Annotated in this window: 23 protein-coding genes; 8 read left to right on the forward strand and 15 right to left on the reverse strand. The window is 54.1% G+C overall.

The features are described from left to right. The first annotated feature begins 57 nt into the window (after positions 1 to 57). Positions 58 to 894, forward strand: a complete 837-nt coding sequence (locus BUB27_RS00595) for an HAD-IIB family hydrolase (protein ID WP_143157600.1) — start codon at positions 58 to 60, stop codon at positions 892 to 894. Positions 895 to 901: 7 nt separating this feature from the next. Then, positions 902 to 3,895 carry an alpha-amylase family glycosyl hydrolase gene (locus BUB27_RS19000; protein ID WP_200797031.1) on the forward strand — a complete coding sequence of 998 codons (2,994 nt, stop codon included), beginning with the start codon at positions 902 to 904 and terminating at the stop codon, positions 3,893 to 3,895. A 40-nt stretch (positions 3,896 to 3,935) separates the two neighbouring features. Here BUB27_RS19000 and BUB27_RS00605 read toward each other — a convergent pair whose 3' ends face one another. The 5 genes from BUB27_RS00605 to BUB27_RS00625 form a co-directional block, all read right to left on the reverse strand. After that, on the reverse strand, positions 3,936 to 4,550 hold the full coding sequence (locus tag BUB27_RS00605) for a hypothetical protein (protein ID WP_143157601.1): 615 nt from the start codon (positions 4,548 to 4,550) through the stop codon (positions 3,936 to 3,938). A 185-nt stretch (positions 4,551 to 4,735) separates the two neighbouring features. Next, positions 4,736 to 6,157 carry a glucuronate isomerase gene (gene uxaC / locus BUB27_RS00610; protein ID WP_143157602.1) on the reverse strand — a complete coding sequence of 474 codons (1,422 nt, stop codon included), beginning with the start codon at positions 6,155 to 6,157 and terminating at the stop codon, positions 4,736 to 4,738. Positions 6,158 to 6,199: 42 nt separating this feature from the next. Then, positions 6,200 to 7,267 (reverse strand): Ldh family oxidoreductase, encoded by a 1,068-nt coding sequence (locus tag BUB27_RS00615; protein WP_143157603.1) that lies wholly within the window; start codon positions 7,265 to 7,267, stop codon positions 6,200 to 6,202. 13 nt (positions 7,268 to 7,280) lie between these two features. Then, positions 7,281 to 7,763, reverse strand: coding sequence for a gluconokinase (locus BUB27_RS00620; protein ID WP_143158503.1), 483 nt, complete (start codon positions 7,761 to 7,763; stop codon positions 7,281 to 7,283). A gap of 68 nt (positions 7,764 to 7,831) precedes the next feature. Next, positions 7,832 to 8,806, reverse strand: coding sequence for an NAD(P)-dependent oxidoreductase (locus BUB27_RS00625; protein WP_143157604.1), 975 nt, complete (start codon positions 8,804 to 8,806; stop codon positions 7,832 to 7,834). An 89-nt stretch (positions 8,807 to 8,895) separates the two neighbouring features. Here BUB27_RS00625 and BUB27_RS00630 point away from each other — a divergent pair, with 89 nt between their 5' ends. From BUB27_RS00630 to BUB27_RS00645, 4 genes are all read left to right on the forward strand, one after another. Next, positions 8,896 to 10,026 (forward strand): substrate-binding domain-containing protein, encoded by a 1,131-nt coding sequence (locus BUB27_RS00630; protein ID WP_159434707.1) that lies wholly within the window; start codon positions 8,896 to 8,898, stop codon positions 10,024 to 10,026. Between the two features lie 17 nt (positions 10,027 to 10,043). Beyond that, positions 10,044 to 10,940 carry a metallophosphoesterase gene (locus BUB27_RS00635; protein ID WP_159434708.1) on the forward strand — a complete coding sequence of 299 codons (897 nt, stop codon included), beginning with the start codon at positions 10,044 to 10,046 and terminating at the stop codon, positions 10,938 to 10,940. Positions 10,941 to 11,101: 161 nt separating this feature from the next. Beyond that, positions 11,102 to 11,812, forward strand: a complete 711-nt coding sequence (locus tag BUB27_RS00640; RefSeq protein ID WP_159434709.1) for a response regulator transcription factor — start codon at positions 11,102 to 11,104, stop codon at positions 11,810 to 11,812. Between the two features lie 170 nt (positions 11,813 to 11,982). Further along, positions 11,983 to 12,405, forward strand: coding sequence for a VOC family protein (locus BUB27_RS00645; protein WP_143157608.1), 423 nt, complete (start codon positions 11,983 to 11,985; stop codon positions 12,403 to 12,405). Positions 12,406 to 12,477: 72 nt separating this feature from the next. Here the strand turns inward: BUB27_RS00645 and BUB27_RS00650 are convergent, their stop codons facing one another. Next, on the reverse strand, positions 12,478 to 14,688 hold the full coding sequence (locus tag BUB27_RS00650; protein ID WP_143157609.1) for a DUF7133 domain-containing protein: 2,211 nt from the start codon (positions 14,686 to 14,688) through the stop codon (positions 12,478 to 12,480). 11 nt (positions 14,689 to 14,699) lie between these two features. After that, positions 14,700 to 15,320 (reverse strand): hypothetical protein, encoded by a 621-nt coding sequence (locus BUB27_RS00655; protein WP_143157610.1) that lies wholly within the window; start codon positions 15,318 to 15,320, stop codon positions 14,700 to 14,702. Positions 15,321 to 15,616: 296 nt separating this feature from the next. Here BUB27_RS00655 and BUB27_RS00660 point away from each other — a divergent pair, with 296 nt between their 5' ends. Next, positions 15,617 to 15,997, forward strand: a complete 381-nt coding sequence (locus tag BUB27_RS00660; protein ID WP_143157611.1) for a hypothetical protein — start codon at positions 15,617 to 15,619, stop codon at positions 15,995 to 15,997. 17 nt (positions 15,998 to 16,014) lie between these two features. Here BUB27_RS00660 and BUB27_RS00665 read toward each other — a convergent pair whose 3' ends face one another. From BUB27_RS00665 to BUB27_RS00690, 6 genes are all read right to left on the reverse strand, one after another. After that, positions 16,015 to 16,881 carry a sugar phosphate isomerase/epimerase family protein gene (locus BUB27_RS00665; RefSeq protein ID WP_143157612.1) on the reverse strand — a complete coding sequence of 289 codons (867 nt, stop codon included), beginning with the start codon at positions 16,879 to 16,881 and terminating at the stop codon, positions 16,015 to 16,017. 120 nt (positions 16,882 to 17,001) lie between these two features. Continuing rightward, on the reverse strand, positions 17,002 to 18,594 hold the full coding sequence (locus BUB27_RS00670) for a beta-N-acetylhexosaminidase (protein ID WP_143157613.1): 1,593 nt from the start codon (positions 18,592 to 18,594) through the stop codon (positions 17,002 to 17,004). 56 nt (positions 18,595 to 18,650) lie between these two features. Continuing rightward, the gene (locus BUB27_RS00675; protein ID WP_143157614.1) at positions 18,651 to 19,694 is read right to left on the reverse strand and encodes a Gfo/Idh/MocA family protein; all 1,044 of its coding nucleotides are present in this window, start codon (positions 19,692 to 19,694) and stop codon (positions 18,651 to 18,653) included. A 43-nt stretch (positions 19,695 to 19,737) separates the two neighbouring features. Beyond that, on the reverse strand, positions 19,738 to 21,408 hold the full coding sequence (locus BUB27_RS00680; RefSeq protein WP_143157615.1) for a divalent metal cation transporter: 1,671 nt from the start codon (positions 21,406 to 21,408) through the stop codon (positions 19,738 to 19,740). Positions 21,409 to 21,552: 144 nt separating this feature from the next. After that, positions 21,553 to 21,972 carry a hypothetical protein gene (locus tag BUB27_RS00685; protein ID WP_159434710.1) on the reverse strand — a complete coding sequence of 140 codons (420 nt, stop codon included), beginning with the start codon at positions 21,970 to 21,972 and terminating at the stop codon, positions 21,553 to 21,555. 168 nt (positions 21,973 to 22,140) lie between these two features. Next, positions 22,141 to 23,301, reverse strand: coding sequence for a substrate-binding domain-containing protein (locus BUB27_RS00690; protein WP_143157617.1), 1,161 nt, complete (start codon positions 23,299 to 23,301; stop codon positions 22,141 to 22,143). A 106-nt stretch (positions 23,302 to 23,407) separates the two neighbouring features. Here BUB27_RS00690 and BUB27_RS00695 point away from each other — a divergent pair, with 106 nt between their 5' ends. Continuing rightward, positions 23,408 to 24,124, forward strand: coding sequence for a PEP-CTERM sorting domain-containing protein (locus BUB27_RS00695; protein ID WP_143157618.1), 717 nt, complete (start codon positions 23,408 to 23,410; stop codon positions 24,122 to 24,124). Between the two features lie 82 nt (positions 24,125 to 24,206). On the opposite strand, the gene BUB27_RS00700 is transcribed toward BUB27_RS00695, so the two are convergent. After that, complete coding sequence (locus tag BUB27_RS00700) at positions 24,207 to 24,986, reverse strand: SDR family oxidoreductase (RefSeq protein ID WP_200797032.1); 780 nt, start codon at positions 24,984 to 24,986, stop codon at positions 24,207 to 24,209. Between the two features lie 152 nt (positions 24,987 to 25,138). Beyond that, positions 25,139 to 25,375, reverse strand: a complete 237-nt coding sequence (locus tag BUB27_RS00705) for a LapA family protein (RefSeq protein ID WP_143157619.1) — start codon at positions 25,373 to 25,375, stop codon at positions 25,139 to 25,141. Between the last annotated feature and the right edge of the window lie 19 nt (positions 25,376 to 25,394).

Genomic DNA, 25,394 nt, shown 5'->3' on the forward strand with positions numbered 1-25,394 from the left:
CCCTCTGTGCTGTAAGTGAAGTGCTAGAAAGCACGCAGAGACACCCCCTCATTGCCCATGCCAGCAACACGCAAAATACTTGTGGTGACTGACTTGGACGCCACCCTACTAACTCATGACTATAGCTGGGAGGCCGCCAAGCCAGCGTTGGATGGGCTCAAAGAACAGGGTTATCCGCTGGTGCTCAACTCCAGCAAGACCCTGGCGGAAATGAGACAACTCGCCAAGGAACTCGACCTCGACTCCCCCATCATTTCCGAAAATGGAGGCCTCGTCGCCATCCCCAAACGTGGAGGCTGGCAAGCTGGCCATGGATTCGAGGACACCGACCCCGACTTCCTGACCAAAGTCACTGGCCTTTCCAGAGAGTTCATCCTCAAGACCGCGCACGCTCTGCGCGATCAGGAGGGCTACCGCTTCTCCGGCTTTGCAGACTGGAGCGTAGATCAAATCAGTACACGCACCGGACTGACACACGATCAGGCCGCACTCTCCGCAGACCGTCAGGTTACTGAACCGATCGTCTGGGAAGACTCATCCACGCGTTGGGGAGCCTTCGCAGAGAAAATGGCCGAGTCAGGCATCCGCACCCTGCGCGGAGGTCGTTTCATCCACCTCATGGGCACCTCGGATAAAGCAGACGGCTCCCGCACCGTCCGCAGTATCTATGAAGCCAGCGAACCAGAAGTCCAGTGGACCACCGTAGCCCTCGGTGACAGCCCGAACGACTCCGCCATGCTGGATTGCGCAGACATTGCAGTCATCATTCCGCATGAGGACGGCCCCAAACTTTCATCACGGGCAAGCCAAGTCATCATCGCCCCCTACCCTGCCAGCCGCGGGTGGAATGTCGTGATCCAAGAACTCACAGAAAAATTCAAAAAACTAACCTAACAGATACATGGGAGACTTTCATCAATTCGGCATCGTAACCACCCTGCACCAGCTCAACCAACGACCACTGGAGAAACTGGAAGAAGAATTGATGGAATTCCGCAAGCGCAAACCCATGGCCCTGGTACTACCGTCACTCTTCTCAGAACTCGAAGGTCCTGCCCTCTCATCCATCGTGGATCAGATCGCCCAAGTCCCCTATCTCGACCAGATCGTCATCGGCCTGGATCGAGCGGACGAAGATCAGTTCCGCTACGCCCTCAAGTTTTTCGACCGCCTTCCTCAGCGCCCTAACATCCTCTGGAATGATGGTCCCCGCCTCCGAAAGATCGACCAACTCCTGAGAGAAAAAGGCCTGGCTCCTAAAGAAGCCGGCAAAGGGCGTAACGTCTGGTACATGTTCGGCTACATCCTGGCATCTGGAAAAGCTGAGACAGTAGCCCTGCACGATTGTGATATCCTCACCTACGACCGCTCCCTACTGGCTCACCTGATCTACCCGGTGGCCAATCCGGAGTTCAGTTTCAAATTCTGCAAAGGCTACTACGCCCGCATCGCGAACAACTCGATGAACGGCCGCGTCTGCCGCCTGCTTGTGACTCCCCTGCTGCGTGCCCTGAACAAAGTGTGCAAGCCTGACAGCACTTACCTCGAGTATCTGGACAGCTTCCGCTATCCACTCGCCGGTGAATTCTCCCTGCAGCGCGACGTCATCGAGGACATCCGCATTCCTTCCGACTGGGGGCTGGAAATGGGCATCCTCTCTGAGATGCACCGCAACTACGCCACCAACCAGATCTGCCAGGTAGATATTGCAGACGTCTACGACCACAAGCACCAGGACCTCTCACTCAAGGACAAGACCCGCGGGCTCTCCAAGATGAGCTGCGACATCGCCAAATCCCTCTACCGTAAGATGGCCACCCAGGGTGAAGTGTTCACCCCTGAGAGCATCCGCACCATCAAAGCCACCTACTACCGCATCGCCCTCGATCTGGTAGACAGCTATCAGGCCGATGCCAAGATCAACGGTCTCGACTACGACCTCCACACCGAGGGCTCTGCCATCGAAGTGTTTGCAGAGAACATCATGCAGGCAGGTCACGACTTCCTGGATCCAGAGCAATCCATGGCCACACCCTTCATGCCAAGCTGGAAGCGGGTACGCTCTGCCGTACCAGACATCATGGAAATGCTGCGTGATGCCGTGGAGGGTGACCTGCGCGAGTTCGGCAGCAAGTCCAGCTATGATCCAGCACAGCACCCCAAGGTGGTGCAAGTCCGTCAGAAAATCCGCCAGCACGTCCATGCGGTCTATGGAGACGAACGCTGTGATGCCATTGTAAAACGTATTTTTCAGACTGCACCGCTCGCCCAAACCGCTATTTCCAACGTCCCACAGACCAACAAGTGGGATCAGAGCGATGTGCTCGCCATCACCTATGCAGACAGCATCAAGCGCGAAGGAGAGATGCCCCTGCAGACACTGCGCCACTTCTTCCAGCACGAACTGAAACACACCATCAACAATATCCACATTCTTCCCTTCTGCCCCTACAGCTCGGATGACGGCTTCTCCGTCATCGACTACAAGCAAGTGAAGGAGGAACACGGCAGCTGGGATGACATTCAGGACTTTCAAGCGGATTTCAAAGTCATGGCAGACCTGGTGCTGAATCATTGCTCCAGCGAGTCCGAGTGGTTCAAGAACTTCCTCGCCTGCAAGGACCCGGGCAAAGACTACTTCGTGACCGGAGACAAGTTCCAGGACCTTCGCTTCGTCGTCCGCCCACGCAGCACTCCCCTGCTCACCACCGTAGAGACAGCCGAAGGAGAAAAGGAAGTCTGGTGCACCTTCAGCGCCGACCAGGTCGACCTGGACTTCAGCAACCCGGATGTCCTCATCGAAATCATCGAGATCATCCGCCTCTATCTGGAAAAAGGCATCCGCCTCTTCCGTCTGGATGCCGTAGCCTTCCTCTGGAAGGAAGACGGCAGCAACTGTGTGCACCTCCCACAGACTCATGAGATCATCAAGCTGCTCCGTGTCGTCATCGAAACTCTGGAACCTAGTGCCATCATCATCACCGAGACCAACGTCCCTAACAAAGAGAACCTCAGCTACTTCGGTAACGATAACGAAGCCCACCTGATCTACAATTTCTCCCTTCCCCCACTTCTGCTCCAGGCCCTACTCAGCGGCAACTGCAAGTACCTCAAGAAGTGGATCATGTCCATGCCTCCAGCGCGCCGTGGCCGTGCCTACCTGAACTTCATCGCCTCGCACGACGGCATCGGCCTTCGCCCCGCAGAAGGGCTGCTCTCCGATAAGGAGCAAGACACACTGATGCAAACAATCCGGGACTTCGGTGGCGAAATCTCCATGCGCCGCATGCCTGATGGTCAACTCAAGCCTTATGAAGCGAACATTTCCCTCTACTCTGCTCTGGCTGGAACCATTGAGGGAGGAAAAGACCAGTGGCAGACACAGCGTTTCCTTTGTGCCCATACCATCCTGCTTGCACTCGAAGGTCTCCCAGCCCTCTACATTCACAGTCTGTTAGGAACTGAGAACAACACACTCGGTGTCGCAGAGACTGGCCGCCTGCGCACCATCAACCGCTATCAATGGGATGCTGATGGTCTCTATGCAGCGCTGGAAGACGAGAACCTCCATCATCAGACGGTCTTTTCAGAACTCAAGCGCCTGATCCAGATCCGCCGAAAGCAACCTGCCTTCCACCCGAATGCCACCCAGTACACGCTGCACTTCGGGGAAAAAATCTTCGCCTTCTGGCGTGAGAGTCTGCACCGTGAGCAATCGATCTTTGCGCTGCATAATATCTCCACCGAAGCACAGTCCATTCCTTTGGTGGAGCTCAACCTGATTGCCACCGATACTTGGTGTGATCTCCTCAGCGGAGAAACTTATACATCGACAGATGCCACAATCGAGCTACCACCTTACGGGTGCGTCTGGATTTCTAACAAGAAACTTTAATTTCCCAGAATCCAGAACTCTTTGGGTAACTGGTCAGCTGCTACTTGGCGGCCTTGACGTAGATATTATCGATCCATCCAGTCAGCTGATGGGACAGCTGGATATCTTCAGACTCCATAGAGCTCTCACTAGAGATCCTCAGGGAAACTTCGTCCCCGCGCAGGCTCAGGTTCGTATTATCAAAGCTGATACGTAGGGTCGTTCCACGGGAAGCAACACGATAATCATCGTACTTGTTAGACGGGGCATTGGGCGGGATAACATAGATCGCCTTACCCAGAACCGTATTATCAGTCACATTGACCAGCTCGAAAACAAAGCTGAAGATTTGGTTCTTCTTGGAGTTATTGCGCCAACCGGCATCGAAAGTAATGTAGTAGGTACTGAACTTATCCGCAGTTGCTTCACTGCTAAGGAAGGATTGTTCCATCACAGCACCCGTTCCAAACATGGTGACGACGCTGAGCCCGGGCTTACTGACTTGCGAGAGGTTCGCCCCTTTCTTGACGTTAACGACCCAGTCCTTAGGCGTATTCGCTCCAGGGGCTTTTTCCCTGAAGCTAGGGTTGAGAATAGAGATCCGTTTATCTGCGTGCGCAGACAGTGGCATCAGCGCCAAAGCGCCAATGATTAGTGTGTGAGTGTATGAGAGCATGTGTGGCATAGGTAAATATACCTACCACGAGCCTTTTTTGCATGACAAACCTTAATAGGACTTACTGTGCCCTAAGTTCATACCTGCCATCGATAGCCCTATTAATTTTCGCACCTATAGGGGCTCAATTGGGCATAAACGTTCCATCCCAGACAAGGACATTGCCCAAGCGCCCGGAAAGCAGCTTAGTTTTCCAGCGTAGCCGCCAGCAGAGAGTCACTGGTCAGGAAGAGCTCCAGATAGCTCTCCGCATTACAGTGAGCGATGTTTCTCGCGGTAGTACTGAGCAACTCCAGATCATTCGGCATCTCTCCTTTGTTGGCGGCATCCGCCAGATAGGAGCAGAGAATGCGGCGATAGTAATCGTGACGCACGTAGGAGGTGAAGGAGCGGGAGTCCGTCAGCATGCCAATGGAGGTTCCGATAGCCCCGAGACAGGTGAGAATATCAATCTGCTCGCGGATACCACGTACGTGGTCGCAGTGCCACCAGGCCGGACCGTACTGGATCTTGCCCGGGGTAGGGGCACACTGGAAATTCTGTAAGGCACAGCAGATCGCCTCAGATTCGTTCGGATTCAGGTTGTAGACGATCGTCTTCGGCAGAGAGTCTGTGAAGCTGAGCTGATCGAGAAAAGCCACAAGCGGCTCTGTCTGTGGCCAAGATCCCATGGTATCAAAGCCCGAATCCGCCGTAAGCTCCAGTGCCATGCGTGAGTTGACGTTGCGCAACGGTCCAAGGTGCAGCTGCATGGTCCAGCCTTTCTCGGTGTTCAGTTTGGCAATGTGCTGCATCAGCGCAGCGGCAAAGGCGTTCCATTCATCTTCGCTGGCAATCGTGCCGCTCATGGAGCGGGAGAAGATCTCTTCCAGATTGAATTCGGAAGATGGCTGGGTAGGGCAGTAGGGCAGTCCGTGATCAGACATGCGGCAACCCGCAGCATGGAAGGCTGCATGGCGCTTTGCCAGCGCAGTCACCAGATCATCGAAACTCTCAATTTTGAAGCCGACACACTTTGCTAGATCAGCGATTGCGTGTTGGAACTTCTCCGGTTGGTGTGGGGAGAGGAAGCGGTCCGGGCGAAATGTCGGCAAGACGGTCGTGTAAAGACCATCCTCCGTTGCCAGCTTTTCATGAATACTCAGATCCCAGGTAGGATCATCCGTGGTGCAGACGAGTTTGACCTTAAACTTTTCTAACAACCCACGAACACTAAGCTGCGGATCATTCTCCAGCGCTTGATTTGCCTGATTCCAAATAGTCTCCGCGCTATCCGCATTGAGAGCCGTGGTGATACCGAAGACGGCCTCAAGCTCCATGTGAGCCCACTGGTAAACCGGATTACCTATCGCCAGCGGAAGGATGCCGGCGAAGGCCTTGAACTTCTCAAAGGGTTCCGCGTCGCCAGTGATGAACTGCTCATCCACACCGCAACCACGCATCAGGCGCCACTTGTAGTGGTCATGCTTCAGCCAAAGCTCCCAGAGATCAGCAAAGCGATGATCATCGTAAATCTCCTGCTGTGGCAGGTGAGTATGGAAATCGATGATCGGCGCGTCTGCGATCGATGCGTAGATCTGTTCTGCGAGTTTGGATGTAAGAAGCATGGTACTTTATTTGCGGTGTGGGAAATACGGGGCAGGGGACTTTTAGGAATTGATCGGTTTGAGTGGCTCGCGGCCAAGTTCGGCAGCGATCTCATTGAGCGCTTCAAGCTCTGCGTCGGTGAAGATCAGGCCACCTGCTTCCTCGGAACGCTTGGCACCATTAGCCTCGAGCTGACCTGGAAGCATCGCACCTTCATTGCCATCGAGGATATCATCCAAACAGGCTTTGAGATTCTCCATCTGAGTGCGGCCTTCGGCATAGTTACCCGCGTTCAGGGCATCCGGGTGAATCACCTGGAAGTAGAAAGCACAGGATGTTTTTTCACCTGGAGTCGGGGCTGTGCGGCCGCGGTGAGTTGGAAGTGAAGTACCAATCAAGGCTCCGAAAAATTCGTTGATCAGGGACATGCCGTAACCCTTGTGCGCGCCGAATGGAAGCAGGGCGGCTACTTTGTTAGGATCGGTAGTCACATTGCCATCCGCATCCACTGCGGCGTTTGGTGGCAGTTCTTTGCCTTCGCGGGCAAGCTGCTGCACACGGCCCATAGCGACGGTAGAAGTCGCCCAGTCGATGCAGATCGGGAAGCCGAGGATGTCCTGTGTCGGGAAGCCCCAGGTGTGCGGGTTGGTCCCAAGAGTAGGACGCTTGCCCATGAATGGAACCACCTCAGCCAGTGTGGAAGTACAGTTGGTGTAGGCGATGTAGCCCTTCTTGGCAGCTTCGATCACGTAACCGCCGCCCCAGAGGTAGTGGAAGGTATTGTCCACGCTGACGATGCCGACACCGAATTCGTCCGCCAGATCCATGGCTCGCTGGAATGCGCGCTTGGCAACCGCCTGACCCAGCTTCTTGTTGGAATTCCAGACCTCGCTCGCAGCGAAACGGCTAGGGAGGACTTCGATTTCTGCGGAAGGCACGCAGCCACCTACGTGAGAACCAAAGAGTTCGTCCAGGTGAAGGGCCTTCAGGGCGTTGTGAGTGTTGTTTCCGTGCCAAGTCGCGGCAGCCGCCATATCTGCGGCTTCGCGGGATTCAGCTTCATCGTAACCGCGTGCCATGTAAGCAGCAGTTACCAGTTCGTTATGAGCATCTACGTCGATTACGTTCATGAAAAAATAGTGTTTAGAGTTGGTTTGCGGCCTCATCTGCCAGCGATGCCGGAGAATGAGAGATATTTAAAATGTGTGTGAAAGGTTCACCCTGAGGATACTCTAAAGTATCCAGCTGGGAGTCCAGCAAAGTCGCTGGCATGAAGTGGTTTCCTTCAGCGGCCCGGTCTGTAAGGCGCTCCAGCAGGAGCTCGCGGCTACCGTGCAGATGGATGAAGCTCACCTCGGCACCAGCCTCACGCAGCAAGTCCCGGTACTTTTTCTTGAGCGCGGAGCAGGCAATCACTGCCGTGCGCCCGGCCTGAGCTTCACTGGTGATCAAATCCCTGAGGGACTCCAGCCAGCCTTGGCGGTCATCGTCATTCAGCGGCTGACCACTGGCCATCTTGTCGATATTCGCCTGGGGATGGTAGTCATCCCCATCGAAGAACTTCCCGCCCAGCTTGGCAGCGAGTAGGGAGCCGACAGTGGATTTCCCACAACCACTCACGCCCATGACGATGATGCCACGGGCGTTTACAGAGCTATTGGAAGCTGAACTCAAGAGAGTATGATGGTTAAAGATTACGGCTTGGCGACGATGTTCACGCAGGTGCCCGTCTTGAGGAAAGTCATGATGTTATCCGCGGCAGTGGAAGCCATGGCGGCATTGGACTCATCCGTATTGGAGCCTACGTGTGGGGTCAGCAGGATATTGGAAAGCGTGCGGAGATCTTTGGCCGGATCCTGTGGCTGGTATGGCTCCACTTCAAAGACATCGAGAGCAGCTGCACCAAGGTGGCCGCTGGAGAGAGCATCGTAGAGAGCCTTTTCATCAACCAAAGCACCGCGGGCAGAGTTGATAAAGCGTGCACCCGCTTTCATCTTGCCGAAGAACTCGGCATTGGCGATGTGCTTGGTGGACTCGAGGACAGGAAGAAGGGTGATCACAAAGTCTGCATCTGCGAGAGCTTCATCCATGTTGGTCGTGTAGTGGGCGATACCGGAGTCAGCGCCGAAGTCTGGATTCTCCATGATATCGTAGCCAGTGACTTCCATGCTCAGGCCCACGCCAAGCTTGCGAGCGAGGTTACGACCGATGCGGCCACAGCCCAGGATCGTCACTTTACGCTTTGCGACTTCAATGCCCTTCTGTGGCTCCCACTTACCAGCCTTGGTGGTAGCATCAGCAGTCGCCACGTGGCGGGAAAGAGCTCCCAGCATCCAGACGGCATGTTCCGCTACCGCATTATCCAGCACACCCGGGGTATTGCAGACGGTAATGCCATTGGCGACCGCCTTATCCTTGTCGATCGAGTCATGGCCGACCCCATAGCGGGAGATCACAGAGCCCTCAGGCATGGCTTCATAGAGCTCACCTGTATAGGGATAAATATCAGCGATAAAGCCACGGATTCCTTCCTCGCGGATGCGCGCGGAGAGTGTTGGCTCATCTTCTGCGCTTGGCAGGAAGGTAAATTCATCCTGGGAAGCATTCAGCGCTTCGAAGGTGGATTTCGCTTTGTTGTATGAAATTTCAGAAACAAGGATGTTCATCATGCTTCGCATACTCTGTCCCATTTCCGCTAATTTTACGATATCTATGTGCGGAATTGATTTTTTCAATTCGCGACAATATAGTCACTTTCATGAAGAAAGTTTTGGTCCTCACAGAGCTCCGCACCCACTACGGCAGACAGATCCTCAGTGGCTTAATGATGGAAGCTCGCGCGCACGACTGGTGGAACACCATGCGACTGACCGCCTCAGAGACCGACCGCGATGCTATCGCGCAGGTGCTGGCCCAGGTGGACGGCGTCATCGTCCGCGATGCCTCTCCGGAGGTCATGGAGGAACTCAAAGGCCAGGAGGTACCCACCGTCGTCCTGCGTGGTGCCATGGGTGAGCCCGTGGAAGAGTCCGAGACCATGAAGGCTGCCGCTCACGTGGATGATGCCAGTGTAGGTGCTCTCGCTGTTGAGGAACTGAAACGACTGAGTGTGAAGCACTGGGGCTTCGTAGGATTTGAAGGCGTGGGCTGGTCCAGGGGCCGTGGCGAGGCACTGATGAACCATCCCGCCGTCGTCCACGCCATCGAGCTCAGAGGCAACGAGCGTGAGAGCTGGAGTGGGGTACTCAGACTCGCCGAATGGCTGCGCAAGGTGCCCAAGCCGATCGGGGTTTTTGGCTGCTCGGATTCCGCAGGCCTCACGGTCCTGCAGGCCTGCCAATACGCCGGTTTCTCGGTACCCAACCAAGTCGCCGTCATCGGGGTGGATAACGATGTGCAGCTCTGCCACACCAGCGTGCCTCCTTTGAGTAGTATCGACCTGCATGCCACTGGGGTAGGGCAGCGCGCCGCCTGGCAGCTCGCCAACATGCTAGGACTGCCTACCAAAGCTGAACCCGTCATTTCTCCAGCCCGTCTGGTCGCCCGCGAATCCAGCCACGAAGTAGACCGCTACTTCCTCTGCTATCAGAAAGCCGTGGAATGGCTCTCTAGCAATGCGCTGCGCGGACCATCCGTGGATGAACTCTCAGACGTCACCGGCATTTCACGTCGCGGCCTGGAAAGAGCCTTTGAAAAGCACGCCAAAGTCAGCCCGGCATCCGTGATCCGCGAGCACCGCATGAAGGCGATCGAGATCCTTTTGGCGAGAGATTCACTGACTCTGGACCGTATTGCTGCTCAAGCAGGCTTTACCGACGCCGCCGGCCTTTCGAACTTCGTGAAGCGCCAGACAGGTAAATCGCCACGTGAACTCCGCGAAACCCTATGATCCACAGAAGAAGCTTTTTGAAAACCATCCTGCCACTCCCCATGATCGCCAGCCTGGCCAAGGCGCAGTCAGCAGGGGAGGGGGACAAAGCGCAGCTCAGCATCGGCATCATTGCCGACCCTCAATACGCCAACAAAGAGGCGCGTGGCAGTCGCTACTACCGTGAGTCACTCGGCAAGCTGCGCCGTGCCATCGCCGAGCTCAACCAGCACCAGCTGGATCTCGTAGTCACCCTGGGAGATTTGATTGACGAGGATTTCAGCAGCTTCAACCCGGTGCTCAAGGAATACCAGTCACTCAAAGTGCCTTACTACCACGTGCTTGGGAACCATGACTTTTCGGTCTCTGACGCAGAAAAGGCCAGAGTCCCCGAAACCCTGGGACTGGGCAAAGCCACCTACTTCAGCCAGCAACACAGCGGCTGGAGACTCATCTATCTGGACGGCACGGAACTCAGCGTTTTTCGCTACGGAATCGGAGACCCAAGACGAGAGGAAGCCCAGGCCTATCTGGATAAACTGACCGAAGCCAAGGCTGCCCGAGGCAGACCCTGGAACTCTGGCCTCACTGCCAAGCAGTTCAACTGGTTGGAGCAGGAGCTCCAGGCCGCCAAAAAGGCCTCCCAGCGCGTCCTCCTGTTCAACCACCTCCCCGTCCTGCCGGCCGAGGACGGCCACAACCTCTGGAATGCTCCGGAACTGGTCACCCTGCTTGAAAAGCACGACCACGTGGCAGCCTACCTCAATGGCCACAACCACGCTGGCAACTACGTCCAGCACCAGGGTGCCCACTACGTGAATTTCAAGGGCATGGTGGAAACCCAAGCAGAAACGGCCTACGCCATTGTCCGCTGTTTTCAGGACCGATTGGAAATCAATGGTTATGGAGCTGAGCCAAGTCGTAGCATGCGCTGAACCATCTCCGCCCGCGCTCTAACTGTCCTATTTTTTACTATACAGCCTCACTCAGGTATTTGTAAAAATAGGCTTCGATGAGCCTCCCCCACTGTCCCTCCCACATTCGAAAAATATGGCAGCAAATTGCTCATTACTCCTACCATGAGAGCGATCAAGCCATGCTCTATTTCCTTGAGGAAATGAAGCGCCACTTGAATGCCCGTAACGTACTCTGGATTGGCAGCGGCCGAGGCAAGGATGCCAGCAATACCCCGGTAATCGAGATGTTAGGCGAGTGGACGACCGTCGATGTACTCTACTGCCAGTCCAGCGAGAGACCGCGTACTCCGGAAGACAACTATCAACTCTACATGGAGGTCAAACAGAAGCACGGCATTGACCCCTTGACCAAAGCCGCCATTGAGAGTGCTGGCAGCTCGCGTAGTTTTACACGCAGAGATGTCATTACTGATGAGGAGTGGCAGAACCATTGGATTCATCGTGAGTTCCACCAGAAGAATGGTGATTCTGAACTGATGTTCGTTGTCTATTCCGTGGATTCCGCATGCGAGTCCTACATCGTCTTCTACCGGGGCATCGGCGAGGCACCGTTCACCGTGGAGGAACGGGAATTCGCCTTCACCGCCAGTATGGGCATAGGGGTGCTCCATAAGCGTATGATGCAGCTGCGCGGCGCCGCTCTTCCTTCTACCAGACTCTTGAGCCCGCAAGAAAAGGCGGTACTTAATCTGCTCATCCAAGGAAGGCGAGACAAAGAAGTCGCGCTCTCCCTGGGAATCTCACCCACCACGGTGAACAAGCACCTCTCATCCATTTACCGGAAGTTTGGCGTCTCTGGCAAATTCGACCTCATCGCCCAGCTGATGTAGGCCATCGAGCGGCCTCATCTATCAGCTTTCTTCGGCTACTTAAGAAAAGCCATTGGCAGAGACACACCCTCTGTGATATAACTATATTAGTCTCTTAGCCTCACGTGCCTCGCACAGGCTCCAGAGAGTGTGTCTAACCCCCATACATTGCTTGCTATTAGCCAAACCCCATGAAGCCAAAAATCCAACCTTACCTATTTTTCGGAGGCCTCTGTGAAAAGGCCCTCGTCTATTACACCCGAGCCATAGGAGCTGAAGTCAAAGCCCTTATGCGCTACAAAGACAACCCCGAGCCTGATGAGGAGAAATTCAAGATCCCCAAAGGCTACGAGGACAAAGTCATGCACGCCTGTATGCGCGTGGGCAACGCCTACATCATGGCCTCCGATGGATGCGGTGAAGAAGCCGAGCACAAAGGCTACTCCATCTATCTAGGCTGCGAGAATGCAGCGGAAGCCGAAGAACGCTTCAATGCCCTCGCAGACAAAGGCAAGGTGAACATGCCACTGGAAAAGACCTTTTGGTCTCCAAAATTCGGCATGGTCACTGACCCCTTCGGCATTCAGTGGATGGTCGGTGTGGATGTGGATTAATCGCCGATAGTCGTAGTTCCACACCCCACACGCATGCACTCTAACACTCCCTAGGGAGTGTTTTTTATGTGCTTATTTCAAGGTACTGATCCACTCCACTAGGAGCTTCACATTCTTCTCTCCCAGAGCGTCCCCGAGTGGACTCATGATCGGCTGGTAACCTACCGGGTGTTCAGCCCCGGGCTGCATAATGGCCTTCTGGAGATAGGCTTTGTCGATGGTGACTTCCACCCGCTTGCCATCCCGGATCACGACTTGCTTCTTCCCTAACAGACCTGCAAGACCCGGACCGATGAGACGCTCTCGGGTGATCTTGTGGCAGGATACACAGTTCTCGCTGAACAGCGTCAGCGCCTTGGCGTGAGGGCTCACCTCCTCGCCATCTTCCATCAGGTCAATCTTCTTCGCGTAAACTGGGGCAGGGGATTTCTCACCCATTTTACCAGCTGGGATCTGATTGACAGTCGTCCACCATTCTCCGGCCCAGGCCAGCTTGCCGTCCTCTCCAGTCGTCTCTGCGTCCAGTGTACCGTGAACCACATAGCCGGTCTTGATCCCCGGGATTTCCAGAAATACCTGCGTACGGTCAGATGAGACGGTCGCACTGAGCACTTGGAGGTCGTGCTTGTCGACCTTGGGGCCACCATAATTGGCAGTCGGCTTGTAAGTGTAGGTATCGATCTTGTAATAAGCCGGATCCCAGCCCAGCCCCTCTTTGAGCGGCTGGATAAAGGTCAGAGTCAGGCCATTGCTCATTGTATCCACCCGCAGGACCTCAAAGACGGGGGCATCACCCATCTCAATGCGGTACAAGCCCTGATAAGCTCCGCGTCCCCAGTTGCCACGACTCCCGCAGACACCTGCATAGAGATGGCCGTCCGGGCCCTCCATCAGGCGGTTGATGCCACCTTTGAGACCTTGGGAAAAACGGAATGCGGTACCCTGTAATTCACCATCGATCTCCTCCATCGAAATCCGTCTGATCCCACCGTGATGGATGTCCCCAACCAACAATTGCCCCTGATAGCGTCCGCTCTTTAGCTGATAGGGTTGTGTAGGGGAGTTGGCGATTTCATTATGAGGAAGCCACGCCATCGGCGGTGACACAGGCTGCTCGCTGAGCGGATGGGGAGGGAAATAGCGATGGTTGTAGAAACGTCCCGGCTTCACATCCACGATCTTGTTACCCGGCAAGTAATCACCCTGGTTATCCGCCACAAAGAGATGCTCTTTGTCCGCTGAGAAGGCCATGCCATTGGGTGTGCGGAAGCCCGCTGCCACCACTTCGTACTGGCCAGTCTTCGGATCGATGCGCACCACCGTACCACGATCCTTCACCTGTGGCTTGGTGGTTGCCCCTCCCAAGTTCACGGCTATCGCCAGCGTCGTGTAGAAGTAGCCATCCTTGTACTGTGGGCAGAAGGAGAACTCGTGGAAGTTATCGCACACTTCCCAGGCATTGCACACCACCTCATAGGAATCACACTTGCCGTCCTTATCCAGATCTCGCAAGCGGGTCAGTTCCTGCTTCTGCTGCACATAGATTACATCGTCCACCACTACGACACCGAGTGGCTCAGCCATCCCTTCGGCAAAACGGGTGATCTGCATCTGCTCACGCGCACCGCCATAGCCTTTGATTAGGTAGACTGATCCCCACTTGTCCCAGGAAGACACGACCATGGTGCCGTCTGAGAGGAAATCGATCCCGGTCACTTTCAGGTTCAAAGGACCCGGTGAAATATCCACCACCTTGGTGGATGGGTGTGGCTTCGTGAGCTTGGACTGGATACCCACCCGCTTGTGAAGCCGTGGCTTCAGCTCACTGAGCAAGTCCGTATCGCCGGACAAAGACACTTTCTGAAGGTCCATCAAGGCCCGCCCCTTCAACTTCTCAGGCCTAATACTGAGCACATTGATACCTTTCTTGAACTTGAAGGTTCCGATCTTCACGGCCTGGTAATCCGTCCAAGAAGCGGTTTCTTGCACAGCCGCCTTGATGGCGTGCTCGCCAAACTGGACCGTGTATGCTGAGGAGGGGATCTCATGCATCGATTGATAGACTGTGAGCTCCACCTCGCCTTCGCCTTTTGCTTTGAAAGTCCAGCTCGGCACCGAACTCTGGGAGCTCCAGTATTGGAACCTGTCCTTGTTCCAGGTCAGCTGGCGACCGCCACTCGGGCCTTTGATCTTGGCGGTCTTTCCTGTCAGTTCAAGCGTACCCGCAGTAAGAGACATGGGCAGCAGCGAGAGCAGGAGAGAGAGAATGATTGATATCTTCATGAGTAAAAATGTTAGAATGTCGTGCTGATACTCAGCGGCTGTGCCAAGCTCGCCTCACTGAATGCCTTACCAGCCTGAGTCCAGGAGATACCCCGGGCAGGCTTGAACTGGATGGAAGCGCCCGCCGAGGCTGGCGTAACGCTGATCGAGCGCTTCAGTGTTTTGTTTTGATAGGTCGGCATCTCTTCAATGGTCGCCACGAGTTCGAATTGCTCGTTCTTCACGCCATAGCGTAAGACGAGCTGCCCATCACGAAAGGCATGTCCCATATACAGCACCTTGCCCAAGCTGCTGGTGAACTCTGGCTCCCGGTGATCAAAAATGATGTCCCCGAGATGCTCTGGCTGTGGCCCGTTCTTCTGGGTGTAAACGGAACTATCCAGCTTCACCAGATTACCCTGTTCGCCTTTCCAAACCATCCCGAGGTGAGCATGCCAGGTGTCATAAGAGATCGCACGCGTCTCATCCAAGATCACCGTCAACATCCGTGGACGGTCATCGATCACCGAGCGGAACACCCGGGGCATCGGCTGCGCCTGAAGTTGGTTTCCCTGATCATCAAAGGCATCGGCGCGCAATTCAGCGGCACCTGCCAGCGCCAGCATGAGTAAAGCGATTGGTCGTATCTGCATGCAGGCTTTACAGCCGAATTGACCAAAGGTTACGGAGGTTATTTAAAGAATCCGGGACATACACCTGCTAAGAAAATCCGGGGCTAATCGTTAACCTCTTAGTGCTGTCACCATCTACATGCTTACTGGCTTTCATCGTCATACTCTTTCTCACGTCTTGCGACAAAGAGAGCACCGAATTGCCTAGTAAACCAAAAACCTACCTCAACGAACAATGCGAAGTACACCATGAGAGGCTATACCTTCATGTGCAAAAAGCTACCATTTGTGGCACTAGAAAGCATGCGCAGTTTCTCATGAGTTATGACTGGGAGAGCATCTTTCCTCACGCGTTTTATGGGGGCGAACCTGACTTTAGAGTCAATGGAAAATCTTTCTATATAGTCTGCGAAAGCTGCCAAAAAGATCTCGCGTTTGAAGGAGATTTTTTTGATCTAAAAGAAGCAGGCTTTATCATCTTAGTAAGATTGGATTCCGACGGCTATCTCACGTTTGAAGACAACAAGAAAGTCCACTTCAAGGACGCGGTCCCCATTCTGAAAGATTTAAACAGAGAGGATCGTCGACCACTCATGGATTTAGTCGTTCTCGCCCCCCATCAGGTGAGAAAGAAGTACAAACTCGAGATACACAACCTTACCAACGAGGCTGGTATTACCCATACCTCTTGGGAATAAGTCCACTCCCAATCATATTACGCCCCCTGGATGATCTCCTCCATTGCCTTGCCGTAGGCGACGTAGGAGTCATAGCACTGCTGCCAGTCTGGCTCCTGGCCATCGGTCACGTGGAAGACGGTGGCGACGTGAGGCTCGATAGCGATGAAGCCGTTGTAACTGTTAGACTTGAGATCGCGGATGATTTCACGGACGTAGCCCTGGCCTTCACCGGGGAAGACGTACTCAGGCTCCACGCCATCTGCTAGCGGGTTCTTGCAGTCCTTGATGTGGATGTGAACGATGTGTTCACGGACGTTCTGATAGAACTCCCAGGCATCCTGCCATGGATAGGGCTCTGGCTTGGAACGGTCACGCTGGAAGACCGGGTTGCCGGTATCAAAGATCAGTTTCATGCCGGGCACTTCCTCGATCAGACGGAGGGTGTGCTCAGAGGAGAATCCGCCGTAGTTCATGCAGTTCTCGTGGGCGGCAATCAAGCCGGCATCAGAGAAGCGCGCCACGATCTCACGCAGGCGGTGAAAGCGCTCCTGCTCCTGCTGGTCGCTACCCCATGGCTCCTGAGCATAGGACATGATGCGCACGTACTGGGTGCCGAGACGCTTCATGCGCGGGATCGCTCGCTCGATCTCACCGAGTGTGATGTCAAAATCAGTATCAATCTTCTTCGCCCAGTTGCCGATCAGGGAGCCGAACTCTGCCACCTTGATTCCTGCTGCCTCAAGCTGCTGCACGCTGGTCTCAAATGCTTCCTCACTGAGATCGTGGATATTTTTGCCATCAATGCCGCGAGCGGAAATATACTCCCACCCGAGTTCCTGGGTAGCTTTGATCTGAGTGGCGAGGTCTCTGGCTGCTTCGTCTGCGAATCCTGTGAGCTTCATGTGAATAAGTCGTTTGCAAGCTGTGCGTATCCAGCTTTTTTAGCGTTCTTGTCGATTGATTGTCTGATATTTACACACCCACCAATCATTGTGAACAGCAGGTTGTGAATAAGTCGTGAATTACTTGCGTTCCACGACCTTGCCATCCTTGGCTGTCTCCTGGTTTGGCTGGTCGATGGAGGCGTGATGAAGACCGGTTTGCTGCATGACTGGAAGCCTGTAGTTCATGTAGCTAAGGAAACGCTCGTAGTCCTTGTTCTCCTTCTGAACCCAACCGGCAGAAGCGATAGCGTGAAGGCGTGGGAAGATCATGAACTCGCGGCGGCGCTGGGTCGGAGTCTGCTCCGTCCAGAGATTCGCCTGCACCCCTTTGATCAGGTGCTCTTTGCCTGCGATTTGCTTCTGAGAGTCTGGATAGGCATAGACGGCATCGAGTGGCACGAAGGCGGAACCCCAGCGGCGGCCGATCTTGTGGGTCTTGTGCTGCACAAAATCGAAGTAGCAAGGGATGCGCGGGCAAAGGACAACCTGGTAGCCGTTCTTAAGCGCGTAATCCAGTTCGGCCGGCTTGTTGTGGCGCCACCAGAAGAGCAGGGTCTTCTTCTTGTCGAGACCGACGCGGGAAATCTCATCCCAGCCACCGACGGTGAAGCCGAGGTCATTGATGTGCTTGGCCATGCGGCGGTTGAAGTCATGCTCCACCTGATGCAAATCCTTGTAGCCTTTTTCCTTCATCAGTGCCTTTACAGCAGGCAGCTGAGGCCACTTCTCCCAACCAAAGTGGGACTCGTCACCACCGAAGTGGATGACCTTTGCATCCGGGAAGAGCTGGGCCACTTCCTTGAGAATATCCAGTAGGAAGGTTTCCGTCTCCTTGGAAGCCGGGTTGAAGGTAAAGTCTGGATGACGCTTGGAACCACCACCGCTGAATTCCGGATAGGCGCGAACCGCAGCTGCGGCATGGCCCGGCATGTCAATCTCTGGAACGATGGTGATGTGACGCGCTTTGGCATAGGCTACGATTTCCTTGATCTCTTCCTGGGTGTAAAACTCAGCAGGAGCCTTCGGATTGGTATTGTTGCCGATCGCTCCCACGGTGGTCAGCTTCGGGTATTTCTTGATTTCAATACGCCAACCTTGCGAGTCTGTTAGATGCCAGTGAAAGCGGTTCATCTTGTGAGCCGCCATTTCATCGAGAATCTTCTTCAGCGCATCTTTGCCTGTGAAGTGGCGTGACTCATCTAACATAAATCCACGCCATTCAAAACGCGGATAGTCGGTTACAGTGGCCAATGGAAGCTTTCCTCCAGTGGTAGCCACCATCTGGGCCAGAGTCTGGAGCGCACGGTAGTAACCCACTTCTTCAGCAGCACGGATGGCGACACCTTTTGGGGTCACTTGAATCTGGTGACGCTCCGGAGAAGTCACAGACTTTGGGAAAGTGTCGTCTTTGGCTTTAAGCAGGAGCACCTGCGGGTTTTCGCCCGGGGTGAGCTTCAGCCCAGCGATGGTTTCCAGATTCAGTCTGGTAGCCCCCTGGGATATCACCGCAGTTTCAGGAAACTGATAGACGCCTTCCGCATGTTCTACTTTAGCAGGATAAGGCATCAGCTGCAGGGCTTCTGCCGCTGTCAGCTGTGATGTTAGCGAAAGAAGGAGAGCCGCAGATGAGCAGGCCGCTCCGCGAAGTATGGAGAGAGTACGATTTTTCATGGATAATGAGCAGTAGATGTAGAGCGCGAGAGGTACTGCGAAGTCCAGGATAGCGTTTAGAGTTCCATCCACTTGCCGCCATTCTGGGCGGATTCGTAGATGGCGCGGATGACGGCAACCGCCTTGCGGGCTTCATGGCCGTCGACGGCAGGAACCGTATCGTTTTGGATGGCGGTCACCAGATCCTCGAAGGTGCGCTGGTGGCCGTAGAAATTGATGGCTGTAGGGTCATTGGCACCGAGACCTTGGTCCGCACCCTGCATGAGTGTGGAGAGAATCTCTGCGTCTTCCTCCTGCTCCTCGGCAAAATCCCAGACGCGGAAAGACTCGTCTGTCAGGAATGCGGAGCCTTGATCACCGCAGAGCTGAACTTCAGCCGGATGGCCTGTCTTGGAGAAGCAGGCGGTAGAGGCCTGAATGACGCCGCGGGCACCATTCTCAAACTCGAGCACAGCCACCGCGGTGTCTTCCACCTCGATACCTTCGTGGGCCAGTGTGGCCATACTTGCGGAGAGGCGCTTGATCGGGCCGGCAATGTAGATGAGCTGGTCCACGGTATGGATGCCCTGGTTCATCAGCGCACCACCACCATCGAGTTTCCAGGTTCCACGCCAGGCGCCGGAATCATAGTAGGCCTGATCGCGGTACCACTTGATAGAGGCTTCCGCCAGAGCCAGTGTACCGAAACGTTTCTGCTCGGCAGCCTGCTTGATCGCAGCCACAGCAGGGGAGAAGCGACGGTTAAAAATACCCGCAAGCTTCACACCATGGGCATCCGCCGCAGCAATCATTTCATCAACACGCTCGGTAGTCACCTCAAGCGGCTTTTCGCAAGCGATGTGGATGCCCGCTTTGGCAGCCGCGAGAGCAGGCTCCAGGTGGGCACCGGATGGAGTAGCGATGGTCACTACCTCAAGCTCTTGATCCGCTAGGAAGGCATCAAATTCCGTGTATGCCTTGCAGCCGAACTCCTCGGCGAATGACTCCGCCTTGGCTGCATCACGAGCGTAGACAGAATGCAAGATGCCGTCTTCCATCGCATTGATGGCCTGGGCGTGAAAGCGAGCGATCATGCCTCCTCCAATAATTCCGAATTTCATGTCGTTCTGGGGAATAAAATTTGATTGGTATAAAATGATTTTACTAAGCGACCTTATTGTTCTTCACAAAGCCGAAGATGCCGACCAGTGCGAGCACGCCAAGAGCGACAATACCGATCATCCCCTCGGTGCCTTTAGAACTTAATGCCCAGACTGAGGCAAAGCTGGCAATACCAGCAGAAAGGATCATAAGTATATTGATAAGGCCTCGCTTCTTCGGCAACTCTTCTCCTAATGCAGACTTCGAGTTCATCAGCAAAAGGAAGGCTAGATAAGCAATAGGCAATAGGGTGGTGGCGATTACCGCTGCAGGCACCTGCATAGCCGCCTTTGACGGGCCGTCCCATAGTATAGGAGAGAATAAACCGGCAGTCGCAGGCATGGCCGCACCTAACATGAATACCTTTGCATTACCCAACTTGTTAAATGCTTCAGAGATCGCGTAACCGTTCATCATCATGTGCACCAGCATGGTAGATATTGCCATGGCTAAAACTCCCACACCAAAGATCAACTGAGCACTGCTTCCCAAGAATGGTTCTAGTGACTTTGCCAAGTTACTCGCCTTGCGGTTTGAGAGCATAGCAGCCAATTGCTTCTCTTGAAGAGGAACCTCATCACGTTTTGTAGCGACAGCTTCAGATAGCAAAGTCAGTTGCGCTTGAGCATTTAAAATCTCTTCAGCAGGCCCGCCTTCTTTTTCCCAGAGAGCAATGTCTTTGGAGAGTGATTTCATTTCTTTTACGTCATCAGCATACGTATCATCCGAGCTAGCAATACGCTTATCCAACACCTCATAGTAGATGCCTTCCATACCTTCCAGAGGCTTTCCTTCAGCCGATATAACATCAGCATGCTTGGCATGAAATGATGCAGCGGAGGAGATCACCAAAGCTGAAGCACCAAGCATAAACGGAATGAATAATCCGAAAACCAAGTCAAAGCGGGAAAGCTCACGTTGCTCTTTGCCCCAGCCCTTCTTACGCAAGGAGTAGGGAAGTAGGAAGGTCATGTTGATACCCACTGCAGTACCAAAGGCCGTAATGATTTTTGAACGCTGCTCACCCGTAACATAATTCGTCCAGTACTCAGCTTGGTCACCCGTCGCTTGAATAGCAGTATTTATTTGATCCGTTGGCTTGAAGAGAGCCGAGAAATCGGGAATGAGACCACCGAAGAGATGGCCCCAATTGATTGCTCCTTTAAGGGCCAGAGTGGCAACCACCCCCATGAAAGAAAGAACGATGATAGCCACTAGTACTTTGAGAACATTATCAATTATCTTGGAGGCCTTTCCCTCCTTTTGAGAAATCGCCAGTAAGGAGAGGCAGATGATAAAAAAGGAGCCTGTAATCACATAGGGATTTATATCCACTCCCAGATTACCAGTAAGAGCTCCACTCCCCAACGAGAACTGAGCTGCGCAAAAGACTGTGTCTGCAATGACTGTTGCAATCAACCAGCCCCACGCCAATGCAGGAGAAACTTTTTTCTGCACTAGGCGGAAGGGACGCTCTTCATTTGACAGCGTCACATAAGAGATTGCCGACAGCATTATAATACCGCAAAGCATAGCCAAGGGCTGGAGCCACAAAAATTCGTATCCACCAATTACCCCTAGATATAGAGCTCCCACGAGTGATCCACCACCGAGAGTGACGGCTGCTTGCACCCAACCGGGGCCTGATTGTTTGGCGTACTGGAGAAATTTCATAATTCGAGTAAGGCGTAGTTAAAGGCTTTTAGAGTTACATATTGCGCCAAAGAGGGTGACGAAACCCGCGAAGATTGGCCTCATCCTGAACATAATGCGACAGAAAGCGCCGCAAATGCTGTCAGCCCCGAGGGATTTGGAGGATCATCTTTTGGGTGCGTACCAGGTATCCTTGTAGTGGCTCATGAGGCGCAAACCTGTGTCATCAGGACCTACCCAGGTGATCCGACGCCAGGCCAGCGTACCATTCTTCAAGATGAATCGGGCCATATAGGCCTCCGCTCCATCGCCACCAGAAAACTGCAGCACGTAACCATCCGCAGACTGACCCAGCTTGGCCGTCTTTTCCATGGGATCCCCCAGATCCGTACAGGCCCTGGTAGGGATCTCCATAGTCTGTCCATCCACCGTTAGCCGGATACCACTGATGTAGGTGAACCCTCCTCCCTTGACGACAGCCTGGGCTCCCCCTGGATGTTGTGCCAAGGGAGCAGTCTGGAAGCTGATGGAATATCTATCTGCACCGACACGCTTCATGTTCGGCAGAGCGGCCTTCGTGGGCATAGCCCCCAGTGGTTCATTGGCACAGCTCCCCAAGAATAGGGGTGATAGCACCAAGCTACCAGCAGCTAACAAACGGCAAATCCATCCAGAGTTTGGTCCAAAATACATGCTCTATCATTAACAAGCATCTCTAACTCAGTCGATAGAAATAGCATCCCTGACAAGTCATCAAGCCCACTGGACTGAACTCCTCTGGCGGCCTTGGTCACGGTACTCTTGGGCAGTCAGCCCGACCACCCGCTTGAAGCTTCGGTAAAACTGGGTGACGTCGTTATAGCCTAACTGTTCGCTGATGGACGTCGCGGTCTGCTTGGTATTCATCAAAAGCTCTTTGGCTTTTTCCATCCGCTGTAGCCTGACTTCGGTGGCCACGCCATGCCCAAAGCTTTCCTTGAACTTCCGCTGCAATGTCGCCCGTGAGATATTTGTTACTTCACATAAATCCGCTACCGAGATCTCCTGATTCAAGTTCTTCAATATGTAGCGAGTCATCTTCCGGGCAAAGTCCTCACTCTCACCACCCGGCTGGGTGCTTGCCCGCTCGATGACCATAGCACCGGGAATCAGGTAACTTGCTGCTGGTAGCGTTTTCCCATCAATCAATGCTGCTAAGCCCTCAGCTGCCGAATATCCCTGCTGCACCAGATTCAAGTCTATCGTGCTGATCGGGATCTCCGTGAAGGCTGAGTCTGCTTCATGGTTCTGACTGCCGATGATGCCCAGCTGGCCGGGCACCTTGCGTTTGGCATGGATCGCCTCATAGAGCGCCATGGCCGCAATCCGGTCGTAGGAACCATAGATGCCTGTATTGTTAGGCAAACTAGTAACAAAATTCGAAATTGTCTCGCTAAGGGACGCACTAGATCCCCTCAACCAGCAAATCCTCACATCCACACCCAGTTGCTCAGCCATCCGCGTGAAGCCTTTGATCCGCAGATCATCATGCCAGGTATCTCCCCAGCCGATGTAGGCCAGAGTATCGTAGCCTTTCTCACTTAGATGACTGGCCGCCAACTCACCGGATCGCTCCAGATCCAGCAGAAACCTGGGAAGCTCCATCTCCGGAGCATTCCGGCTCATGTCCACGATGGGCACCTTGAGAGAGAGCAGAAAGGCATTCATCCCACTGGAATCCTTTTCCGGCTCAAATGAGCTAATGACGCCTAGCAGATCAGGCACATCAGTCTGCCTCCAATTGTGAGGGAGCAGCAGCTTCACCCGCCAACCACGCGACTGACAATACTGCGCAATACCACGATGAATACGCTCATCGTAAACATAAGTGGCGTAAATGATGGTGATGGGAGGATTTGTGAGACGATTTGTCATAAGATTTGAATCAGGCGTCCATAGCCAAATCTACTTGATCCGAGGATACTGTTAAAATGTTATTTCCCGCCAATTCGGGAGACAAACTCAACAAACACATGCAACTATGAAACACACAATCCTCCTCACCGGCCTGCTAGCCTGCCTCGGCTATGCTCAGGCCGCCACCATGGAATTAGGTGGCATCACCGTCGTCGAAGCCGATGAATTCGACGCATCCGGCTCTGCTGGAAATACAGTCTTCGCCAATATCGACCCCGGCACTGCGGTAACCACACGTAGCCAGGGCAGCTTCAGTGATGCCGACACCTGGAAGTACCGCACCGCCGGCTCTTGGGGCGCCGTTCCTGCAGAGTTTAGCGCGGCATACTCCAGTTTTGGTAACGGAGCGACTGATAACGCCAACCTGACTGTCACCACCTCTATCTCCGGCTTGGCCAACGCCACCTACAATGTCTACGCCATCTACCTAGGCCGCACTGACGGCAATGACGATGGTGGCATCGCCGCAGCACTCACTGGAGACGCACTCGTTGATTATCCTGATTTGGTCGACACCAATACCTACGCAGACGGGTTCTCACTCGGAGTCACTGGCGCCAGCGATTCCAACTGGGAAGCCTATGCCGTCAAAATCGGCGAAGTCACAGGCACTACCATCTCGGTGGACGCAGGCCTCCTTTCCACCACAGATACCGGCTCTGGCATCCAGCGTAACACCTACCTCGGTATCGGCTACTCACTCGCATCAGTACCTGAACCGTCTAGCACCGCTCTAATCGGGCTGGCAGGACTTGGATTTATCCTGCGCCGACGCCGCTAGATTCTAGGGCACACTACGTAAACAAAGAACCCCACAGGCCTAGGCTTGTGGGGTTCTCTTTGTTAAAGTGGATGACTCGGGATCAGATGGTCATGGCATTGAAGCCACCGTCCACCACAATCTCGGTACCAGTGATGAATCCACCAGCCGTGCTGGAAGCCAGTAGCAGTGTAGCGCCGACAAGTTCCTCTGGGTTTCCGAAGCGAGACATCGGGGTCTTGCGCAGGATTTCCAGTACACGGGACTCATCCAGCACCGCCTTGTTCTGCTCTGCCGGGAAGAAGCCTGGCACCAAAGTATTCACGCGGATATCGTGCTCCGCCCACTCACGGGCCAGGTTGCGGGTCAGGTTGTGCACTGCTGCCTTGGAAGCTGAGTACGTGAAGACGCGGGAGAGAGGAGTGAGACCTGAGATCGAGCCGATATTGATGATGGATGCCGGAGCTCCACGCTCAATAAAGTACTGGCCGAAGACCTGGCATGCCTGGAAGACCGCTCCCAAGTTGATGTCCAGGATGGTATTGAAATCCTCTAGTTTGATATCGAAGAAGGGAGTCGGTGAGTTGACCCCGGCGCCATTGATCAGGATATCCACCTGGCCAGACTGCTCATTGACGATGTCCAGCAGGGCGTAGAGTGAGCCCTTCTGAGTGAGATCGGTCGGCACGAAATAGGCATTGCCACCGACTTCTCCGATCAAGTCCAGCTTCTCCTGGGCCTTCTCCTCGTTTCTGCCGGCAAGAACCACTTCCACACCTGCACGGGCCAGCCCGAGGGCGAGATGGCCGCAGAGTTCGCCTGTGCCACCGATGATCACGGCGACCTTGCCTTCTAGGTCATAAAGTTTGTCGAGATAGGACATATTGGTAATTGGTATTATGCAGGTTCTGAAATGATTCTGGAAGCCGATAGTGCGGCATAGTCCCCACATACTTCCTCACATCAGCGATGATGCACGATACGTGGCGGATGTCCAATTCGTGCGCTGACTTGCTTTTTAAAATGCGCCAATATCTAGGAATCTTTGGATTTGAGCGTGGCCGCGATGCGCTTGTGGGCCTTGGAGTACGCCAGGACAAATCCTACCAGCATGCCAAAGCTAAAGGTCAGGAACAACATGAAAGCCTGTGGCATTTCAATGCGCGCAAAGAGCACCTTGGTCTCCATCGTTCCCGTGTTCTGGAAAATCACCACTCCCACCAGCAGCAAAGCCAAAGACACCGCGATGATCTTGATTTTTCTAGCAGTCATTAATCACAAGCTAACACCT

Origin of the sequence: Rubritalea squalenifaciens DSM 18772, from assembly GCF_900141815.1 — a bacterium.
In the GTDB taxonomy this organism is placed as follows: domain Bacteria; phylum Verrucomicrobiota; class Verrucomicrobiia; order Verrucomicrobiales; family Akkermansiaceae; genus Rubritalea; species Rubritalea squalenifaciens.

Excerpts from the sequence above, each read along its gene's own strand:
- BUB27_RS00595 (WP_143157600.1), top strand. The coding sequence starts at position 58 with ATGCCAGCAACACGCAAAATACTTGTGGTGACTGACTTGGACGCCACC.
- BUB27_RS19000 (WP_200797031.1), top strand. The coding sequence starts at position 902 with ATGGGAGACTTTCATCAATTCGGCATCGTAACCACCCTGCACCAGCTC.
- BUB27_RS00605 (WP_143157601.1), bottom strand. The coding sequence starts at position 4,550 with ATGCTCTCATACACTCACACACTAATCATTGGCGCTTTGGCGCTGATG.
- uxaC (WP_143157602.1), bottom strand. The coding sequence starts at position 6,157 with ATGCTTCTTACATCCAAACTCGCAGAACAGATCTACGCATCGATCGCA.
- BUB27_RS00615 (WP_143157603.1), bottom strand. The coding sequence starts at position 7,267 with ATGAACGTAATCGACGTAGATGCTCATAACGAACTGGTAACTGCTGCT.
- BUB27_RS00620 (WP_143158503.1), bottom strand. The coding sequence starts at position 7,763 with ATGGGCGTGAGTGGTTGTGGGAAATCCACTGTCGGCTCCCTACTCGCT.
- BUB27_RS00625 (WP_143157604.1), bottom strand. The coding sequence starts at position 8,806 with ATGATGAACATCCTTGTTTCTGAAATTTCATACAACAAAGCGAAATCC.
- BUB27_RS00630 (WP_159434707.1), top strand. The coding sequence starts at position 8,896 with ATGAAGAAAGTTTTGGTCCTCACAGAGCTCCGCACCCACTACGGCAGA.
- BUB27_RS00640 (WP_159434709.1), top strand. The coding sequence starts at position 11,102 with ATGCTCTATTTCCTTGAGGAAATGAAGCGCCACTTGAATGCCCGTAAC.
- BUB27_RS00645 (WP_143157608.1), top strand. The coding sequence starts at position 11,983 with ATGAAGCCAAAAATCCAACCTTACCTATTTTTCGGAGGCCTCTGTGAA.
- BUB27_RS00650 (WP_143157609.1), bottom strand. The coding sequence starts at position 14,688 with ATGAAGATATCAATCATTCTCTCTCTCCTGCTCTCGCTGCTGCCCATG.
- BUB27_RS00655 (WP_143157610.1), bottom strand. The coding sequence starts at position 15,320 with ATGCAGATACGACCAATCGCTTTACTCATGCTGGCGCTGGCAGGTGCC.
- BUB27_RS00660 (WP_143157611.1), top strand. The coding sequence starts at position 15,617 with ATGAGTTATGACTGGGAGAGCATCTTTCCTCACGCGTTTTATGGGGGC.
- BUB27_RS00665 (WP_143157612.1), bottom strand. The coding sequence starts at position 16,881 with ATGAAGCTCACAGGATTCGCAGACGAAGCAGCCAGAGACCTCGCCACT.
- BUB27_RS00670 (WP_143157613.1), bottom strand. The coding sequence starts at position 18,594 with ATGAAAAATCGTACTCTCTCCATACTTCGCGGAGCGGCCTGCTCATCT.
- BUB27_RS00675 (WP_143157614.1), bottom strand. The coding sequence starts at position 19,694 with ATGAAATTCGGAATTATTGGAGGAGGCATGATCGCTCGCTTTCACGCC.
- BUB27_RS00680 (WP_143157615.1), bottom strand. The coding sequence starts at position 21,408 with ATGAAATTTCTCCAGTACGCCAAACAATCAGGCCCCGGTTGGGTGCAA.
- BUB27_RS00685 (WP_159434710.1), bottom strand. The coding sequence starts at position 21,972 with ATGCCCACGAAGGCCGCTCTGCCGAACATGAAGCGTGTCGGTGCAGAT.
- BUB27_RS00690 (WP_143157617.1), bottom strand. The coding sequence starts at position 23,301 with ATGACAAATCGTCTCACAAATCCTCCCATCACCATCATTTACGCCACT.
- BUB27_RS00695 (WP_143157618.1), top strand. The coding sequence starts at position 23,408 with ATGAAACACACAATCCTCCTCACCGGCCTGCTAGCCTGCCTCGGCTAT.
- BUB27_RS00700 (WP_200797032.1), bottom strand. The coding sequence starts at position 24,986 with ATGTCCTATCTCGACAAACTTTATGACCTAGAAGGCAAGGTCGCCGTG.
- BUB27_RS00705 (WP_143157619.1), bottom strand. The coding sequence starts at position 25,375 with ATGACTGCTAGAAAAATCAAGATCATCGCGGTGTCTTTGGCTTTGCTG.